This is a genomic window from Rubrilithobacter danxiaensis, from assembly GCF_047272945.1.
GTDB classification, from domain to species: domain Bacteria; phylum Bacteroidota; class Bacteroidia; order Sphingobacteriales; family Sphingobacteriaceae; genus Rubrolithibacter; species Rubrolithibacter danxiaensis.
In genome coordinates this window covers 66,009-84,069 of record NZ_JBKOPS010000014.1, presented here as the reverse complement: position 1 = coordinate 84,069, position 18,061 = coordinate 66,009, and the positions used below count along the sequence as shown (strand labels likewise).

Genomic DNA, 18,061 nt, shown 5'->3' with positions numbered 1-18,061 from the left:
ACAGATACCCTCTTTCTTGTGACGTTTGATTAAAATTGATTAACGGCTTTTTGAACTTCCTGTCTTTCCTGATTTAACGTTTGCGTCGGTAGGGGATTTATCAAACTTTATCCAGTCGAGCGAGCACAAATGCTTGTTTGGAGCTTCTTCTTTTACAAAAACGAAATACAAATCGTGTATTCCTCCCGGATCTTTAACAGGCGTGCTAAGTTCTTTAAACGATTCCCAAGATCCTGTGGATTGATAGTTTAATGTACTTAATAAGGGTCCTTTAGGAGAATCAGCATGTACTTCTATAGCTGCATCTTTATTTTGTGATGAATAGCGGTAGGTTAATCCGCTGATCCCTTTCAGATCGATATTTTTCAATACAAAATACGAACGATTGTGGATGCTTCCTAAAAGCTTTTCATTCTTATTTATATTATGTAAAACATCTGCATCTGTTGCCTGCACTTTTGAAGGGCGCAGTACCAGTACATCCGAATTTGTCAACGGCGTAATAGCTCCTCCATTGTCAGTATAAGAAGCGCTCAGCACATACCTGCCTATATTTCCCTGGTTCAGGTGCTCATTCAGCATTACAGTTCCCTGCTGTGGAAGCGCTGTTTGCTGTTTTTTTGCAGTCAGCGACAAAATATATTTTACCATATCGGAAGCTTCATCTTTTGAAAGCTGCGGGTGCGCACTCATGGCATGCTCGCCCCAAACACCGCCACCTCCCGTTATTATTTTGTTAGCAAGCCTGTTTACTGCCTTGCTATCGTTCTGATAACGTTTTGATACAAGCATAAAAGCAGGCCCTACAGATTTACCATTCAACTGATGGCATGCTTTACAATCGCTTTTTGCCATTAAAGCTTTTCCTAAGCTGTAGTTCTGTTCAATCTTCTGATGACCAACCAGGTTTTTCTCTGAACCTACTTTAGGAATATACTTCAGGGAGATCTTTAGCTTATTTTTGTTGATAACCTTATCTTCATTATCTTTTACTGTTACAGCATATTTTAACGGTGTTGTTTGAGGGAAAAAGAAACTGCTGTTATTGCTTGTTGTAATTGCCACCTGTGGAAGTGTGTTTCCTACTTTGATTACTAGAGTATCTCTGCCCACAGCACCGGAAGGATCAGTTACTTTTAAAGTTGCTTTATATATGCCGTTTTTTTCAAACGTATATACGGGATTTGCCTCCTGTGAAAAAGTGTTTTTCCCATCCATACTCCACTCATAAGTTAATTTGTCATCCTCGTCAAAATCTTTCGTTCCCTGGCTGGTGAATTTTACCTGGTAAGGTGCAATTCCTATTGTATCCTTTGTTGTGATTTTAGCCATGGGAGCCCTGTTTCCGCCATTGTAATCTATGCGCACAAGTCGTGCATCCACATTGTCAATACCGTAAACAGAACCATATTCAAGTACGTAAAACGAACCTTCAGGTCCAATTTCTATATCCACCGGCCTTCTGAAATCTCCTCCCAAAGGCATAAATTGCTCCATACGTTTGTAATTCTGATTTTCATCTAAACGGATTACAAAAACCCAGTTTCTCATCCAATCCATTACAAAAAGTCCTTTATCATAATACGATGGAAATTTGGTCTTTGAGTTTAGGGAAGCATCAAAATGATAAACGGGTCCACCGATTGCACAGCGCCCGCCTTCACCCAGATCAGGGAACTGTTCAGACCGGTTATAAGGATACCAGATCATAGCTTTTTGCGCAGGGGGAAGGACTTTTGCTCCTGTATTTAGCGGAGAATTATTTACAGGTCTGTTTACATCAAACAGTTCTCCAACTTTTTTGGTTGCAAAGTCATACTGATGATATGCTTTATTATCGCCTACAAAGTATGGCCAGCCGAAATTACCCGCTTTTTTTGCCTGGTTAAATTCGTCATAACCTCTTGGTCCTTGTTTGCCATCCACTCCCGAATCTGGGCCTATTTCACCCCAGTAAAGAATAGAAGTTTCAGGATCGACAGAGATCCGATAAGGATTTCTGCAACCCATTACATATATTTCCGGACGTGTTCCAGGTGTGCCTTTTGGGAAAAGGTTGCCTTCAGGAATTGTATATGAACCATCTTGCAGCGGATGTATCCGGAGAATTTTGCCTCTTAAATCATTCGGATTTCCTGCAGAACGTTCGGCATCAAATGTTTTTCTTCCTTCCCGCTGATCAATAGGGGCGAAGCCTTCAGATTCAAAAGGAACGGTATTATCACCTGTAGAGATGTATAAATTTTTGTCTTTATCCCAGGCTAAAGATCCGCCGGTATGCGCACTAACCTCCAGGTCGATTGGAATTTCGATGATTACCTTTTCAGACTGAAGATCCAGTGTATTATCATCCTTAAATACAAAGCGTGAAATGTGTTGCTTGGTTTGATCTTTATCAGACGCGGTATTAAAAAAGTAGATAAAATGATTAGTTGCAAAATCAGGATCAATTGTTATTCCCAATAGCCCGTTTAAGTATTTATCAACTGCTTTTACCGGAAATTTCCGTATCAGTTTAGTGCTGTTTGTTTTGGGGTCATACATGTAAAAATTACCTGCACGCTCTATGAAAAATACTCTTCCGTCGGGTGCAACTGCTAATTCCATTGGTTCATTCAAATCATTCGATAGAACTGTTTTTGTAAATCTGTTCTCTTCCGGCATTTTTACTGCATAGGATCTGGAGAAATCCAGGGGGCCAGTACCTATAACATATTTAATTCCGCCTAAAAGGTGCTTGAGGAACAGCGGCTCTGCATAACTTTCGTTAGTATGTCCGCCTCCTGTATAGAAAGCACGTCCACCGTCAAATTCATGATACCAGGCGATAGGGTGATTGTCTCCATTTTCTCCGCCTTCGTAGGTGTTTTCATCCAGCTTTGCTAATACATGCAGGTCTGATTGAATATTTTTGTAGTTATACCATTCATCTGTGCGTTCCCATCTTGCTGGCAGGCCTTTAGTAGAAATGTGGCTTGTATCGATCACATCAATAGTGGCTTTACGAACATTTGGGTTGCCGGGATGGCTTAAAAAATAGGCTCCTACTAATTTATTGTACCAGGGCCATTCGTATTCAGTATCTGCTGCAGCATGGATACCCATATATCCGCCTCCGGCCTGTATATAACGTTCGAATGCTACCTGCTGGTCGCTGTTTAGAACGTTCATCGTAGTGCTTAAAAAAATAACCGCACTGTAGTTTTTCAGGCTGTCTTCAACAAAGTAAGCTGCGTTTTTTGTCGTATCAACCAGAAAGTTATTTTCTTTGCCTAATTTTTGAATTGCGGCAATTCCTGAAGGAATAGATTCATGGTAATAACCTTTTGTTTTTGTAAAAACAAGCACTTTCGGAGTCCGGGCAGGAGTTGTAGTTACTGCAGCCTGTTCGTTATTACTTGTTTTTTTTAAGGTTGTACAAGCCAGAATAACGCTTGAAGAGGCGGCAACTGCAAGAAGACCTAATCTCAATCTTTTAGAATCTTTTAATTTTAACATGTATCGGTGTTTTGTAGGATATATTTGGATCGGTAAATATATTATTAATTGATAAAAAACCAATTACCCGGAGGATAAAATGTCAGAATGACAAATTTTTTCTGGTTAATTTTCTGGATAAGTATTAGGAATGCAGTTTTGAGAAAAAATCCCACAAGACAATACCGGCAGAGACAACAATATTGAAAGAATGTTTGGTGCCAAACTGTGGTATTTCTATACAATGATCAATAGTTTTCATCACCTCGTCTGATACTCCGTTTACTTCATTTCCAAAGATCAGGGCGTATTTTTCATCTCTTGCCGGCGAAAAATTATTGAGGTAAATGCTGTTTTCTGCCTGTTCAATGGCAATAATTTTATAGCCTTTATCTTTCAGATAAGAAATTGCTTCAACATTCTGATCAAAATAGCGCCAATGGACTGATTGTGTTGCACCCAACGCAGTTTTTTCAATCTCACGATGGGGAGGTTGTCCGGTTATTCCGCAAAGAATCAATTCCTCCACAGCAAAACCGTCGCAGGTTCTGAAAACCGAACCTACATTATGAAGGCTTCTTACATTATCCAGTACTATCGCAATGGGAAGTTTTTCCTGAGCTTTAAATTCTTCAACAGTTGCCCTGTTAAGCTCATCTAATTTAAGTTTTCGCATTGTTGAACAGAGCCTTTACACCAATTCCTTTACGCCGTCGCCAATAAGAGAACTGTAAACAGAAGGTTTATATCCGATCTTTTTCTGGTAGAATTCTGTAATTTTCTGACTGAAATCCTCAAAAGAATCTTGTTTTACAAGGGCTATGGCGCAACCGCCAAAACCTGCTCCTGTCATTCGTGCTCCTGTAACCTGGGAATATGTTTCGCAGAAATCAATAATAGTATCAAGTTCTTTTCCTGACACCTCATACAGATCTTTTAAAGAATTATGAGATGAGTACATTAAAATTCCAAATTCTCTTAAGCGGTTTTCCGCCAATGCTTTGGCCGCATGATGTACCCGTTCATTTTCCTGTACCACATGCTGGGCCCGCTTAAGTATAACTTCATCCTTTATCAAATGCGTATGCCTGTTAAATGTGGAAGTATCTAAATCACATAAATTATCAATCTGTAACTCTTTCTGCAAACATTTTAATGCTTGTTGGCATTCGCTAACACGTTCATTGTATTTTGACTCCGCTAAACTTCGCGGCTTATTCGTATTTATAATAGCCAATAAATGATCCTGTAAATTACAGTCAACCGCCTGATAGTTTAACGTTTCGCAATCCAGTTTAAGTGCTTTATGTTCTTTTCCAAAAGCTATTGAAAATTGATCCATAATGCCACTGTTAACCCCTATAAATTCATTTTCTACTCTTTTGGTTATTTTAACAAGATCAAGAAGAGAATTAGTTAAGCCGAATAATTCATTAAATGCAAAGGCAGTTACCACTTCAATAGAAGCAGAAGAAGAAAGTCCGGCACCGATAGGAAGATTGCCGTAAAAAAGCATATCAAGACCTTCTGATGAACTATGGCCTGCAAATAGATAATTAATGACGCCGAGGGGATAATTATACCAGTTTTTACCTTCTTTTTTATATTCTTGCTGTAAAGGAATATCCAACTGCTCATCGAAGTTGAGGCTTCGGAAACGTAATTTACCTTCGTTATTTGGAGCTGTAAGAAGATAAGTGCCAAAGGTGATGGCGCAGGGCATCACAAGCCCTCCATTATAGTCAATGTGTTCTCCTATCAGGTTAACGCGGCCGGGTGCAAAAAAAACATTCTTTGCATCCTTGTTAAATAATTCTTTAAAACGAAGGTTTAACTGATCTTTCATACGGCTGTTCTGTTCTCTTGGCAAACGTACTGATAATGCAAATGTTTGTCAGAAAAATTAGTAAGCTTTTGCTTAAAAGTGCAATATTAAAAAAAAAGATTTTAGCCATAGTTAATAAAGGTATTTATTAGCTGATGAATTTTTTGCAGTGTATCTGAATCGGTGATTTTACCTTCCTGGCTCACTTTGCTTCTTGATCCCTGAATTAAAAGTTTGGCATCGTTAGGGATTTTTGCGCCTAAAGTTTCCATGATCAGGATAAGCGATTCATACGCCTTTTCTCCTCCTAATGAAGCGACAATTAACCCGACGGGTTTATCAGAAAAAACAGTTGTAGAAACTGTCCACTCGAGTGCATTTTTAAGCGTTCCCGGTAAACTGAAAACATATTCGGGAGTGCAAATGATTACTCCGTCTGAGGCCTTAACAAGTTCGCGGAATTCTGTTATAATTTGTGGCGCTTCTTCAGTATCGAGATCAGGATTGAAATGCGGAAGTTCGGCGATTTTGCTATAAATGTGAATTTCAAGATTCTCTTTAGACAATTTTGCTATCACATTAAGAAGGGTTTCTGTGGTAGAATTACTTCTGGTGCTACCCGAAATAGCCAGTATTTTCTTCCTGTTTTTGTTCATCATGCTTAAAAAAGTAAAAGTAAAGCAATCAGTAAACTATTTTTACTTGGCCCCTTTGTTTTACAATAAGGTGATGAAGAAGCTTTTACTTAGGCGGCAGTATTTGTTGAAGTTTCCTGTATTACCTCAAACTCCCTGGCAGAAATTCTTTTATCGGATACTTCTTTTATTTCTTCCGGAAATACGGTGATGGTTTTCGAGCTGTTTCCCTCTATTTTGATACATTGAAACGGCGGTTTAGACGTAATGTAAACGAATAAATTCCACCAGAGTGATTTGTTATCCCTGGCAATGTACCAGCCTGGCTCCTTCAGATTTGTTATCTCCATCCCGCCCTCTAAAAAATGTTTTAAGGTAGTTGTAGTTTTAATTAGTGCGCTATTTCTCTTAACAAGCAAACAATTTTTGTTGTTAAACGATTATATAGTCTCTTAAAATAAACGCGACGTATTATATACGTAAGTAAGAGGAAAATAGTTACTTCTGCAGCATTCATTTCTGGGACTTAATTAAATCCCGGAAGGGCAGTAAACTTCACTATTTATATTGAAAGGAAATTTTAATTTTTATTCAGATGAAAATTGTTATCTTTAATGCCCTATTCCTATGAAACGTACTTTTATAAGCCGTGAACCTGCAAGGCAGAGCAACGGGTCGTCCTATAGCCGGAATTATTCTAATTCGCATAAGCACAGAGAAGCGGATTCTTTATTAATTATTTCGTATTGTATACGGGCGGCTGTACTGCTTCTGGCTTTCTACTATATTCTTCAGCTGTTTCAATAAAGGAATTAAAAGTTATAACATTAGTCCCGGATAGTTAGAAGTGTTTTATACTCAGGATGTCTTTCAAGATAGCTGTTAATAAAGGCACAAAATACCTTTAATTCTAATTTCATTTCTTTGGCATAATCCAAAGCGAATTTCGCCAGCCTGGATGCAATTCCACGACCTTCCAGTTCGCTCGGCACTTCTGTATGAATTAAATAAAGAATTCCATTTTTTACTTTATATTCAATAAAAGCTGTTCTATTTTCCTGATGAAGTTCAAAGCGTTGTTCGGTAATTTCGATATCTGACATAGTAATTTTTAGTTTTAATGTGATAGATTTATTCCTGTTAGCCAGGGATTTATTTCCTCTTTCTTGAGAAAAAAAGGCTGCTTGCCAGGTTTTAATTCTGTTAACGGGGAGTTTTTACTAAGCAGGGTGCAGCTGTTCAGCAAAACTCCAGTAAAAGGATCCTCGGTCGAATCGCATACCCCGGCAATAAAAGAGAACTGGGAACCTGAGCTTACTGAAATTCTTTCTCCGTTTCCGTCAGAAATATCAAAAGAATTGCAGATGATCACACATCGGGTTTTGCCTTTGGTCTTTTCTTCAATCAGTCGGTCATCCATGTTTTCCTGGAAAAAAATGTCAGATGCACTATTTAAAGGGAAATATTGAAGTAAGTTAGGGCAATCAGCTGTAATAAGCGGAACAGACTCACTTAAATTTACTTCGGCATTTGCAGGAGAATACTCCCCTGTATAGTCTAGTTTCAATTCCTGAACGATTTCACCTGAAGAAGGAATATTAATTCTGTATGTATTTAAAAGGCTCATTATGCTACAACATGCATTTGCAGGTTTTGTTAATTTGGTTTTATTATCGGCAGAAGTGTTGATAAGCAATTTTGGAAATTAAAAGGGATACTAACATCTTCGTCCACAAAATTTGGAAGCAGATACTATCGTTTTCTTAAATGAGTTTGATTATAAAAATAAATTGAATGATATCGCATTTTAAAATAATAGCAGGTGAGTTTTCTTTGTCCGAAAAACAGGTGAGTACAACAGTACACTTATTGGATGACGGGGCAACGGTTCCGTTTATTTCCCGCTACCGGAAAGAACTGACAGGAAGTTTAGATGAAGTACAGGTAGCAGCTATTCGCGACAGGATTAATCAGCTTCGCGACCTGGACAAAAGGAGAGAGGCTATACTGAAGTCGTTAAATGAATCGGGTAAATTAAGTCCGGAGCTGGAAAAACAAATTCAGGAAGCTGAATCGATGACCATATTGGAAGATATTTACCTTCCGTATCGCCCCAAACGGAAAACACGGGCAACTGCAGCAAGGGAGAAAGGCTTGCAGCCTCTTGCAGATATAATCTTTGAACAAAGGAAAATTGATCTCGAAAATGAGGCTGCAAAATATATAAGTGAAGAAAAAGGAGTAAGCACAGAAGAAGAAGCGTTTGCAGGAGCAAGAGATATTTTAGCAGAGATAATTGCAGAAAATGCGGAGGCAAGAGCCGAAATTCGTGCACTTTTTCTTGAAAAAGGAGCGTATCAATCAAGGGTAATAGAAGGAAAAGAAACAGAAGGAGTTAAGTATAAAGACTATTTTGATTGGTCAGAAGCAGTTAAGACAATTCCCTCTCACCGGTTGCTTGCCTTAAGAAGAGCTGAAAAAGAGCTTGTTCTGTATCTGGATATTGTTATTCCGGAGAATGACGCAATTTCAATTCTCGACAGGATGTTTGTTACTGCAAATAATGTTTGTTCAGATCAGCTTCGACTGGCAATTGCAGATAGTTTCAAAAGGTTATTAAAGCCATCAATGGAAACTGAGGTTCGTTTATTGTCTAAGAAAAAAGCAGACGAGGAGGCTATTGCGGTTTTTGCAGAAAATGCCCGTCAATTACTTTTAGCAGCTCCGATGGGTCAGAAACGAGTGATGGCAATTGATCCGGGCTTTCGTACAGGATGTAAAGTTGTTTGTCTGGATGAACAGGGACAGTTATTGGATAATACCACTATTTATCCGCATACAGGTGCAGGTAACGTAAGCGAAGCGAAGAAAACGGTTCTTCACCTGGCAGAAAAATATAAAATTGATGCTATAGCAATAGGGAACGGTACGGCAGGCAGAGAAACAGAAACTTTTGTTCGCAGCTTAAACCTGCCCCTTATTATTGTCATGGTAAATGAGAGCGGTGCTTCTATTTATTCTGCATCAGAAGCAGCGAGAGAAGAATTTCCGGACAAAGATGTTACCGTTCGGGGCGCAGTTTCTATTGGAAGGCGTTTAATGGATCCATTGGCAGAACTGGTTAAAATTGATCCTAAGTCAATAGGGGTGGGCCAATATCAGCACGATGTAGATCAAAATAAACTCCAAACCTCGCTTGACGATACAGTAGTTAGTGCTGTAAACGCAGTAGGGGTGGAACTCAATACCGCATCTAAGCAAATATTATCTTATATTTCAGGTTTAGGACAGCAGCTGGCGCAGAATATTGTTGAGTTCAGAAATAAAAACGGAGCTTTTAAAAGAAGAGAAGATCTTAAAAAGGTACCCCGCCTTGGTGATAAAGCTTTCGAGCAGGCTGCAGGCTTTTTACGCATTCGTAATGCAGAACATCCTTTAGACGCAAGTGCTGTACATCCCGAACGTTATACATTGGTTGAACAGATGGCAAAAGATCTTGGCTGCCAGGTAGCCGATTTAATGAAGGATGAAAAATTGCGTTCTGAAATAAAGCCTCAAAAATATATAACTGAAACAGTTGGATTGCCTACGCTGAAAGATATTCTGCAGGAGCTGGCAAAGCCGGGACGAGATCCGAGGGAGCAGTTTGAAGCCTTTAGTTTTACTGAAGGTGTAAATGACATAAACGATTTGAAAATTGGAATGAAGCTACCCGGTATTGTTACAAACATCACCAATTTCGGTGCTTTTGTTGATATAGGTGTACACCAGGACGGCCTTGTCCATTTAAGTCAGCTTTCCAATCGTTTTGTAAAAGATCCGAACGAAGTTGTAAAGGTTCATCAAAAAGTAGAAGTAACGGTAACTGAAGTTGATGCCGCAAGAAAACGTATATCACTTTCAATGAAAAAGGAGGAAGAAAAGAATACAATCAGTTCAAGGAAAAATCAACCCGCCAACAGGAATACTGATGCTAAAAAAGTGAACAAGGAGGCCGATATGCAGTCGAAACTGGCTGCTTTAAAAAGCAAGTTTAGCTAACAGAATCCATCTAGATATTTATGGGTAATTTAACCTGGTCATTTTGTTAGGTAAAGAATAAAAACCATCTCATTTTACAGCTGTTGAATAATAAAATCAACATCTATATTATGAAAAAGAATGGTTTAATACTTCTGGCTTCGATGGCCCTTGCAATTGCTGCCTGTAGCAGTAATGGTTCAAAAGGAGGCGATAGTGACACTTCTGCAAGTACTGTAACAGATTCGATGACTTCTTACGATTCGGCTACTACGGTTACAGATGCTACAGATACTTCATCCAATGATGCAACAGAATTTGCACTAAAGGCCGGCGATGGCGGCATTATGGAGGTTCAGTTAGGAGAAATAGCGCAAAAAAATGCACAGAATCAACGAGTAAAAAACTTTGGAGCAATGATGGTTCGCGACCATTCAAAAGCCAACAAAGAGCTGATGATGATCGCTTCTAAAAAGAATATTACAATACCTTCAGCTTTAAGTCCCGAACACCAGGAGCATGTTGATAAGTTGAAAAAATTGATGGGTGCCGACTTTGATAAAGAATATATGAGCATGATGACTGACGATCATAAAAAGGATATTGACGAGTTTGAAGATGCATCCAAGAATTTAAAGGATGATGAATTAAAATCTTTTGCTTCCAAAACATTACCTGTATTGAAAATGCACCTGGATTCTGCCCAGGCAGTTAAAGATGCAGTAAAATAACGGGTACAGATAGTGTATCAGAAAGGAGCTACGTGCTCCTTTTTTTATTTGTCAGGTAACTACAAAACGCATTTATTTGTTATTTACATCCATAAATAATTTTTGCGTTTCCATTTTTTTCTATATTTGCAGCGCAATAAAATTTGTTGCAGGCCTCCATAGCTCAGCTGGATAGAGCATCGGTTTTCTAAACCGCAGGTCTCAGGTTCGAATCCTGATGGGGGTACAAAGAAGGGCAGCAGTTATTCTAATTGCTGCTTTTTTTGTGATATGTCATACAGAAATTCATAGTCTTTGTAATTTCAAAAATTATACCCTTATTTTTAGAATCCCTTTGCTTGCAAAATATGAAGAATAAAACTGCCCGTATAAAAGATATTGCTCTCAGAGCCCAAACTTCTACGGGGACAGTAGACAGGGTATTGCATAACAGAGGACGTGTTTCTGAAAAGGTTCGGGAACGGGTATTGAAAATTATCCAAGAAATGAATTACGAACCTAACCTGATGGCAAGGGCTTTGGGTTCAAATAAAATTTATCATATAGCAGCATTAATCCCCGATCATCATTCAGACCCTTACTGGTTTGCCCCCAAAGCAGGGATTGAAAAAGCTGAAAAAGATTTAAGGCAGTTCGGCGTTGTAGTAGATCAGTATATTTTTAATCCCTACCAGGTAGAATCTTTTATAGAAAAAGCTACTGAATTAACATCAAGCTCTCCGGACGGTATTTTTCTTTCCCCCATTTTTTACAGAGAAACCGTTCCGTTTTTCGAAAAATGGAAAAAGTCGGGAATTCCGTTTGTGCTGTTCAATACACAAATTACCGATTACGATCCGTTAAGTTATATCGGACAGGATTCTTATCAAAGCGGTTTCCTTGCCGGAAAACTCATTCATTACGGCTTGTCTCATCCATGCACGGTTTTAATAGCTCATTTTGACGAAGAAATAAAAAATGCAGCCCACCTTGTTAAAAAAGAGCAGGGCTTTAGAAACTATTTCTCGCAAAACAACCTGACACAGCAATATAAAATAATACGAGCAGAATTAAACAGTACTAATTTTTCTTCTTTTGTAGTCCATCTTGACCAGATCATCGAAAGTAATCCGGATCTGGAAAGCATTTATGTTACTACTTCAAAAGCTTTTGAAATTGCCGGATACCTTAAGCAAAAGCATATTAAAAAAATCAGAATCATCGGTTATGACCTGTTGCCAAAAAACCTTCATTTTCTGGATAAAGGACTTATCAGTTTCCTGATCAATCAAAATCCCAAAGGGCAAGGGTATTGGGGAATTCACCAGTTAACTGAGCATTTGGTTTTCAAAAAAGAAGTGCCTGTATTAAAATATCTGCCCTTAGATATTGTTACTAAAGAGAACGTCAACTATTATATAGATGATGATTTAGTATATAAGGATATTTAAGATAATCCTCACTCATTTTATTAGTCTTTGAATTTATTGTCTTCCTTGTAGGATATCTCCCATCTTTAAACTAAAAAAATATTTTTTTTAATTTGTGTGTGCGTTCACATTTATATTTATATATATTTGTTTTATAACCAATTATTAAATGTGTCTTCGCACACACTAATCTTTTTATATGGAAACCATCAATCGTCGTGATTTTATTGGAAAGGCTATTATTGCAGGTGCAGGATTAGCGCTAACACCTCATCTTTCTTTTGCAGATTTTGCCAGTAAGAAGGCCAGGATCGCTTTCATCGGGGTAGGATTAAGAGGTACAAATCATCTCAGTAATATGCTGCACCGGAAGGATGTTGAAATACCAGCAATTTGTGATATTGATCCGGTGCGTATTGGCATTGCCCAGGATTTAATAGCAAAAGCTGGTTTTAAGAAAGCAGCTGTGTATTCTAAAAATGAACATTCCTTTCTTGATTTATTAAAGCGGGATGATATAGATGGTGTCATTATATCTACTCCATGGGAATGGCACACACCTATGGCTGTGGCAGCGATGAAAGCGGGGAAATATGCAGGTGTTGAAGTTTCTGCAGCAAATACAGTTGAAGAATGCTGGGATCTGGTAAACACATCGGAAAAAACCGGAAGTCATTGTATGATACTGGAAAATGTGTGTTACCGCAGAGATGTAATGGCTGTGCTGAATATGGTTCGTCAGAATCTTTTTGGTGAGTTAACACACTGCCAGTGCGGTTATCAGCATGATCTAAGGGGAGTGAAATTTGAACCGGGGGCGGAATTTGGCGAAAAAGGCATTCACGAAGCTCATTGGCGTACCGAACATTCTGTTAAGCGCAACGGCGACTTATATCCTACTCACGGAATAGGCCCTATTGCTAATTGCCTCAACATCAATCGAGGGAATAGCTTTGTCTCGCTAACTTCGGTAGCTACAAAATCCCGCGGCCTTCATAACTACATAATCGACAAGGGTGGTAAAGATCATCCCAACGCAAATGTGAAGTTTAAACTCGGTGACATTGTTTCTACCCTTATTCAAACATCAAACGGTGAAACTATTCTAGTTACGCACGATACAAATTCTCCACGCCCGTATTCTCTGGGTTTCCGCGTTCAGGGTACTAAAGGACTCTGGATGGATGACGGAAATGTGATCTACATTGAAGGAAAGAGCAAAAATGATGAATGGGAATCCGCAACAAAATACCTGGAACAGTACGATCATCCTTTATGGAAACGATATGCGGATGATGCTAATGGGGCAGGACATGGCGGAATGGACTTTTTTGTTCTGAATGCCTTTGTGGAATCTGTTAAAAGAAAAGTTGCTCCTCCTTTAGACGTTTACGATGCAGCCGCATGGAGCGTTATTAGTCCGCTTTCTGAAATGTCAATTGCCAATGGAGGTGCTCCGCAGCAATTTCCTGATTTTACCCGCGGAAAGTGGAAAGACCGCAAGCCGGTATTCGGTTTTACAAACGAATATTAAGATAAGCGCAACGGATAATATACTGAAAAATGCAAGCAGAAACTATAAATACACTTAATCTTCAGGAAATTATATCAAACTTCAGTATTGAGGGAGGGGTAAGCGCTGTGAAACCTTATGGCTCCGGCCACATAAACGATACCTTCCATATTGCCAATTCAGAGGGTCGGCTTAATGATTACCTGCTTCAGCGTATTAACGACAAAATTTTTAAAAATGTTCCGGCATTAATGGAAAATATTCGTCAGGTAACCTTACATCTAAAAAATAAACTGGCTGAAGATCCGGCATCAGATCCGGACAGAGAAGTTCTTACCCTGATCCCTGCAAAGGATAATAAGTTTTATTATAAAGATTCCGATTCTAACTACTGGAGGATGTACATCTATATTCCCCATACAAAAAGTTACGACATCCTTGAAACAGAGAATCAGGCATTTGAGGGCGGAAAAGCGTTCGGAAAGTTTCAGTCTTTACTGTCGGATATGGATATCAGTCTCCTGCAGGAAACTATTCCTGATTTTCATAATATCGAAAAACGTCTTCAGAAATTCAGAGATATAGTAGCTGCTGATCCGGAAGGACGGGTAAGTGAAGTTATTTCTGAGATACAGTATATACTGGAAAGGGCGGATAAAATGTGTGCAATTCCGAGGCTGGTTAGAGAAGGAAAGCTTATAAAAAGGATTACGCACAACGATACCAAGTTTAATAACGTTTTGCTGAACGAGCACGATAAAGCACAGTGTGTGATAGATCTGGATACTGTTATGCCCGGTTATGTTTCCAGTGATTTTGGCGATGCAATACGAACAATTATAAATACGGGGTCCGAAGACGAAAAAGATCTGGATAAAATTGATCTCAATATCCCCCTCTTTAAAGCTTACACAAAAGGATATTTAGAAGAAGCCTGTTCTTTTCTTAGTCCGGCCGAGATTGAATCCTTATCGTTAGGTGTGCTATTGCTGCCTTACATGCAGGTAATCCGCTTTCTTACTGATTACCTAGAAGGGGATGTGTACTATAAAATAAGTTTTCCGGGGCATAATCTTCAGCGTACAAAAGCCCAGCTTAAGCTTTTTCAGAAACTGGAAGAACAGTATGACTTCCTGAAAAAAATAATAGAAGAGACTGTTGAAACGGTCAGGTAATAAAATTGCAAATATGGAGTCATCACATAGAAAATACGTTTGCGAAGGTAAAAGTATCACAAAAACTGTCGAGAGATTTCGTTATGCAACTTCCCGGCTAGTTGAGAGTATTTTTTGTGACTGCTGTAACTGGTATTATGCTGCAATAGGAAATAAAGTCCAGGGAATAAAAGGATTACACTTGTACGTTGAGTAGTACTCAAAAGAATTAACCCAGCCAAACGGCTGTCAACATATTCCTTCAAAAACTAAAACCAAACCTCATGCTCAAGTTTAAAAACATTTTACTCATCATTTTCTTTTTTGTGCCGGGTTTAACCGTTTTTGCGCAAAACAGAACAATAACCGGTAAAGTCCTGTCGGCTACAGATAATTTACCGGTACCGGGAGCAGTTGTATCAGTTAAGGAAACATCAAAAAGCATTTCTACCAATGGCGATGGTTCTTTTACAATTACCGCTCCGGCTCAGCAAATTACTCTCCAGGTTCGTTCTATCGGCTATACAACCAGGGAAGTAAAGCTTTCAGCGACTCAGAATACGGTTAATATTTCGCTTTCTGAAGACAAAAAGGAGCTGAATGAAGTAGTTGTAGTGGGTTACAGCGATAAAAAAAGAAGCGAACTTACCAGTGCCGTAAGTGTAGTTTCTGCCGAAGATCTTAAAGATGTTACCACCAATAATGTTGGTGCAATGCTGCAGGGTAAAGTTGCGGGATTGCAGGTAATAAACAACTCGGGTGTGCCGGGAGCTACACCCGAAATCCGGTTACGCGGTGTTTCTTCAATTAATGCGTCTCAAAGTCCGTTGTTTGTAGTAGATGGAATAATCGGAGGCAATTATGATCCGAACGATGTGGAAAGCATTACCGTGTTGAAAGATGCCGGCGCTACAGCAATGTATGGATCGCAGGCAAATGCGGGGGTTATTATTGTAACAACAAAAAAAGCGCAGGCTGGAAAAACACGCTTTGAAGCAAAAATAACTACCGGACTTCGTACTCCCGACTGGGGTAAAATGCAGATGATGAACTCGGCAGAGTTGTACAATAATCAGAAAGAATTTTACAGGGATTATGTTCCCGGCGCTGCCGACAATTCGTATAAAATTGATATCGTTAAGTTTCACAACGAGCGTCCTGTAGCTTTATTAAACCAAAATTACGACTGGACAGAGAACCTGTTCAAAGCTTCGCCAATGGAAAATGTTTACATCTCTGCAAGCGGTAAAACGGAAAAGAATGATTATTATGCCGGCCTGTCGTATTATAACGAGAAAGGAACATTTTTAAATACTAACTTTCAGCGTGTAAACCTACGCGGAAATTCTACCTATCATTTTTCTAAAAATATCAGCCTTACCAATAATATAAATCTTAGCGGTGCAACCGGTAAAAGTTATGATTATATGGATGTCTATTACAGCTACCTGAATATGCCCTGGGATAATCCATACGATGAAAATAATAACGCGGTATATGTAGATGGAAATTCAGCTTTTAAATGGTGGTCGAGAGATAAAGTAAATCCAATCCATACAGTTGAAAATTCAAATCATCCGTATAAAGGTTTCGATGTCAATTACGACCTCGCATTAAATATTAATCTTACCAAATGGCTTTCTTTTAGCAGTTCCAACCGTTTTGCAGCATCATTTAATAAAAGCAGTAATTTCTTTTCGCCATTGGTTGCCGGAACTTATCATGCTTCAGGATACCTAGATGAGCAAAATTTGTTTAATTACGGAGCTATTTCCAACAATCTGCTAAAGTTTAATTTTCAACAGGGAGATCACAATATAAGCGGACTGGCTGGGGTGGCTTTCGAAGGAAGCAAAACAGAAGTTTCAGGTGCTTCAGGAAAAGGATTGCCTGAAGGGCTGGACGTTTTAAATGTAATATCTAATAGCCAGGCTGTAAATGGTTTTTATGATAAAGCACAGATTCAGTCATTCATTTCGCAACTAAACTATAACTATAAAAACAAATACTTTTTGACAGGTTCTTACCGTATTGACGGATCCTCCGCATTTCCAAAAGGTAATCAGTATGCCTCTTTTCCGGCAGTTTCGGCAGCATGGTTAATAAGTAATGAAGCATTTTTAGAAAGTTCTTCTGTTATTGATAATTTAAAGCTGCGGACCAGTTATGGTGTAACAGGAACACAGGATATTGGCGCTTCCCGCTATCTTGGTTTATTTTCTTTAGCGGGGCAGTACAATTCGCAGGCGGCTGCTATTCCCTTACAATTGGCCAGTCCGAATCTTACCTGGGAAAGCAAGTATCAGTTGAATGCCGGTATTGATATTGGCTTGTTTAAAAGGATTAGTCTTACTGTTGATGCGTATCAGAATACTACTAAAAACCTGTTGCTGCAGGTATCTCAGCCTTTGTCGGTAGGTTTTGAACAAAGATGGGAGAATGTTGGCCAGATAGTAAATAAAGGTGTTGAAATCGGTTTGAATACTACCAATGTTCAAAGCAAAAGCTTCCGCTGGAATACTGATTTTAATATCAATTTCAATAGTAATAAGCTTCGCGATTTACCTAGTCCAATTATCCGTACAGGGTCCTGGAGTATTTCCCAGATTTACCGGAATGGTGGTAACCTGTATGAATTTTATATGCCGAAATGGTTAGGTGTGGATACCCAAACCGGAGCGCCGCTTTGGGAAATCGTTACAAAAAATGACCAGGGTGTTGAAACCAGAACACAAACTTCCGAGTATTCAAAAGCGACTCTTCAGGAAGTAGGTTCAGCTCTTCCGAAGTTTCAGGGAGGATTTAATAATGAATGGAGTTATAAAAACTTCGGACTCCGGGTGAATGCTTATTTCATGTATGGTAATAAAGTGTTTAGCAATAACCTTCGTTTCACCATGAATGATGGGCACGAGCCATATTATAATCAGATAAAATTACCGGACGATGCAAAGGTATGGACAGCGCCCGGTGATATTGCTACAGAACCAAGCCCACAAAATGCGGCTAATTCTACAGAAACTTCTTCACGGTATTTAAAAGACGGAAGTTATCTGGCCATCCGAAATGTAGCACTATCGTATCAGCTGCCACAATCTTTTGTAAAACGGTTAAAAATGGACGGAATAGTTGTTTCGCTTACCGCGGATAACCTTTACACCTTTACGGACTTTTTAGGCCAGGATCCTCAGACTACGATAACACCGGGAAGTTTTGTTACACCGGGAGTCTCAGACTTTAAGTATCCAAACAACAGGCAATATTTATTAAATATCAATTTCAGATTTTAATTAGTGC

General features: G+C 39.0%; 13 protein-coding genes and 1 tRNA gene. 7 read left to right on the top strand and 7 right to left on the bottom strand.

Annotation, left to right across the window (positions count from 1 at the left end; genetic code table 11):
• Positions 1–39 precede the first annotated feature (39 nt).
• The 7 genes from ACLCDL_RS15785 to ACLCDL_RS15755 all read right to left on the bottom strand — a co-directional run bounded on the left by ACLCDL_RS15785 (position 40) and on the right by ACLCDL_RS15755 (position 7,564).
• Positions 40–3,498 carry a ThuA domain-containing protein gene (locus ACLCDL_RS15785; RefSeq protein WP_423149371.1) on the bottom strand — a complete coding sequence of 1,153 codons (3,459 nt, stop codon included), beginning with the start codon at positions 3,496–3,498 and terminating at the stop codon, positions 40–42.
• A 124-nt stretch (positions 3,499–3,622) separates the two neighbouring features.
• Positions 3,623–4,153: an RNA methyltransferase gene (locus ACLCDL_RS15780; protein ID WP_423149370.1), complete on the bottom strand. Its 531-nt coding sequence runs from the start codon at positions 4,151–4,153 to the stop codon at positions 3,623–3,625.
• A 15-nt stretch (positions 4,154–4,168) separates the two neighbouring features.
• Positions 4,169–5,323 (bottom strand): galactokinase, encoded by a 1,155-nt coding sequence (locus tag ACLCDL_RS15775; protein ID WP_423149369.1) that lies wholly within the window; start codon positions 5,321–5,323, stop codon positions 4,169–4,171.
• Between the two features lie 101 nt (positions 5,324–5,424).
• Complete coding sequence (locus ACLCDL_RS15770) at positions 5,425–5,961, bottom strand: NADPH-dependent FMN reductase (protein ID WP_423149368.1); 537 nt, start codon at positions 5,959–5,961, stop codon at positions 5,425–5,427.
• 86 nt (positions 5,962–6,047) lie between these two features.
• The gene (locus ACLCDL_RS15765) at positions 6,048–6,287 is read right to left on the bottom strand and encodes a hypothetical protein (RefSeq protein WP_423149367.1); all 240 of its coding nucleotides are present in this window, start codon (positions 6,285–6,287) and stop codon (positions 6,048–6,050) included.
• Positions 6,288–6,764: 477 nt separating this feature from the next.
• Entirely contained in the window at positions 6,765–7,040 is a 276-nt protein-coding gene (locus tag ACLCDL_RS15760) for a GNAT family N-acetyltransferase (RefSeq protein ID WP_423149366.1), read from the bottom strand.
• A 14-nt stretch (positions 7,041–7,054) separates the two neighbouring features.
• Entirely contained in the window at positions 7,055–7,564 is a 510-nt protein-coding gene (locus ACLCDL_RS15755; protein ID WP_423149365.1) for a hypothetical protein, read from the bottom strand.
• Positions 7,565–7,731: 167 nt separating this feature from the next.
• On the opposite strand from ACLCDL_RS15755, the gene ACLCDL_RS15750 reads away from it, so the two are divergent.
• The 7 genes from ACLCDL_RS15750 to ACLCDL_RS15720 all read left to right on the top strand — a co-directional run bounded on the left by ACLCDL_RS15750 (position 7,732) and on the right by ACLCDL_RS15720 (position 18,054).
• Positions 7,732–9,978: a Tex family protein gene (locus ACLCDL_RS15750; RefSeq protein ID WP_423149364.1), complete on the top strand. Its 2,247-nt coding sequence runs from the start codon at positions 7,732–7,734 to the stop codon at positions 9,976–9,978.
• Positions 9,979–10,088: 110 nt separating this feature from the next.
• Complete coding sequence (locus tag ACLCDL_RS15745; protein WP_423149363.1) at positions 10,089–10,688, top strand: DUF4142 domain-containing protein; 600 nt, start codon at positions 10,089–10,091, stop codon at positions 10,686–10,688.
• A gap of 152 nt (positions 10,689–10,840) precedes the next feature.
• Positions 10,841–10,914, top strand: a tRNA-Arg gene (locus ACLCDL_RS15740).
• 121 nt (positions 10,915–11,035) lie between these two features.
• Positions 11,036–12,118, top strand: coding sequence for a substrate-binding domain-containing protein (locus ACLCDL_RS15735; RefSeq protein ID WP_423149362.1), 1,083 nt, complete (start codon positions 11,036–11,038; stop codon positions 12,116–12,118).
• Between the two features lie 178 nt (positions 12,119–12,296).
• Positions 12,297–13,631 carry a Gfo/Idh/MocA family protein gene (locus tag ACLCDL_RS15730; protein ID WP_423149361.1) on the top strand — a complete coding sequence of 445 codons (1,335 nt, stop codon included), beginning with the start codon at positions 12,297–12,299 and terminating at the stop codon, positions 13,629–13,631.
• A gap of 29 nt (positions 13,632–13,660) precedes the next feature.
• Positions 13,661–14,785, top strand: coding sequence for a phosphotransferase enzyme family protein (locus ACLCDL_RS15725; protein WP_423149360.1), 1,125 nt, complete (start codon positions 13,661–13,663; stop codon positions 14,783–14,785).
• A 263-nt stretch (positions 14,786–15,048) separates the two neighbouring features.
• Entirely contained in the window at positions 15,049–18,054 is a 3,006-nt protein-coding gene (locus tag ACLCDL_RS15720) for a SusC/RagA family TonB-linked outer membrane protein (protein WP_423149359.1), read from the top strand.
• Positions 18,055–18,061 lie beyond the last annotated feature (7 nt).

What these genes read in the sequence shown, in the direction of transcription:
- ACLCDL_RS15785 (WP_423149371.1), bottom strand. Translation starts at nt 3,498, where the DNA reads ATGTTAAAATTAAAAGATTCTAAAAGATTGAGATTAGGTCTTCTTGCA.
- ACLCDL_RS15780 (WP_423149370.1), bottom strand. Translation starts at nt 4,153, where the DNA reads ATGCGAAAACTTAAATTAGATGAGCTTAACAGGGCAACTGTTGAAGAA.
- ACLCDL_RS15775 (WP_423149369.1), bottom strand. Translation starts at nt 5,323, where the DNA reads ATGAAAGATCAGTTAAACCTTCGTTTTAAAGAATTATTTAACAAGGAT.
- ACLCDL_RS15770 (WP_423149368.1), bottom strand. Translation starts at nt 5,961, where the DNA reads ATGATGAACAAAAACAGGAAGAAAATACTGGCTATTTCGGGTAGCACC.
- ACLCDL_RS15765 (WP_423149367.1), bottom strand. Translation starts at nt 6,287, where the DNA reads ATGGAGATAACAAATCTGAAGGAGCCAGGCTGGTACATTGCCAGGGAT.
- ACLCDL_RS15760 (WP_423149366.1), bottom strand. Translation starts at nt 7,040, where the DNA reads ATGTCAGATATCGAAATTACCGAACAACGCTTTGAACTTCATCAGGAA.
- ACLCDL_RS15755 (WP_423149365.1), bottom strand. Translation starts at nt 7,564, where the DNA reads ATGAGCCTTTTAAATACATACAGAATTAATATTCCTTCTTCAGGTGAA.
- ACLCDL_RS15750 (WP_423149364.1), top strand. Translation starts at nt 7,732, where the DNA reads ATGATATCGCATTTTAAAATAATAGCAGGTGAGTTTTCTTTGTCCGAA.
- ACLCDL_RS15745 (WP_423149363.1), top strand. Translation starts at nt 10,089, where the DNA reads ATGAAAAAGAATGGTTTAATACTTCTGGCTTCGATGGCCCTTGCAATT.
- ACLCDL_RS15735 (WP_423149362.1), top strand. Translation starts at nt 11,036, where the DNA reads ATGAAGAATAAAACTGCCCGTATAAAAGATATTGCTCTCAGAGCCCAA.
- ACLCDL_RS15730 (WP_423149361.1), top strand. Translation starts at nt 12,297, where the DNA reads ATGGAAACCATCAATCGTCGTGATTTTATTGGAAAGGCTATTATTGCA.
- ACLCDL_RS15725 (WP_423149360.1), top strand. Translation starts at nt 13,661, where the DNA reads ATGCAAGCAGAAACTATAAATACACTTAATCTTCAGGAAATTATATCA.
- ACLCDL_RS15720 (WP_423149359.1), top strand. Translation starts at nt 15,049, where the DNA reads ATGCTCAAGTTTAAAAACATTTTACTCATCATTTTCTTTTTTGTGCCG.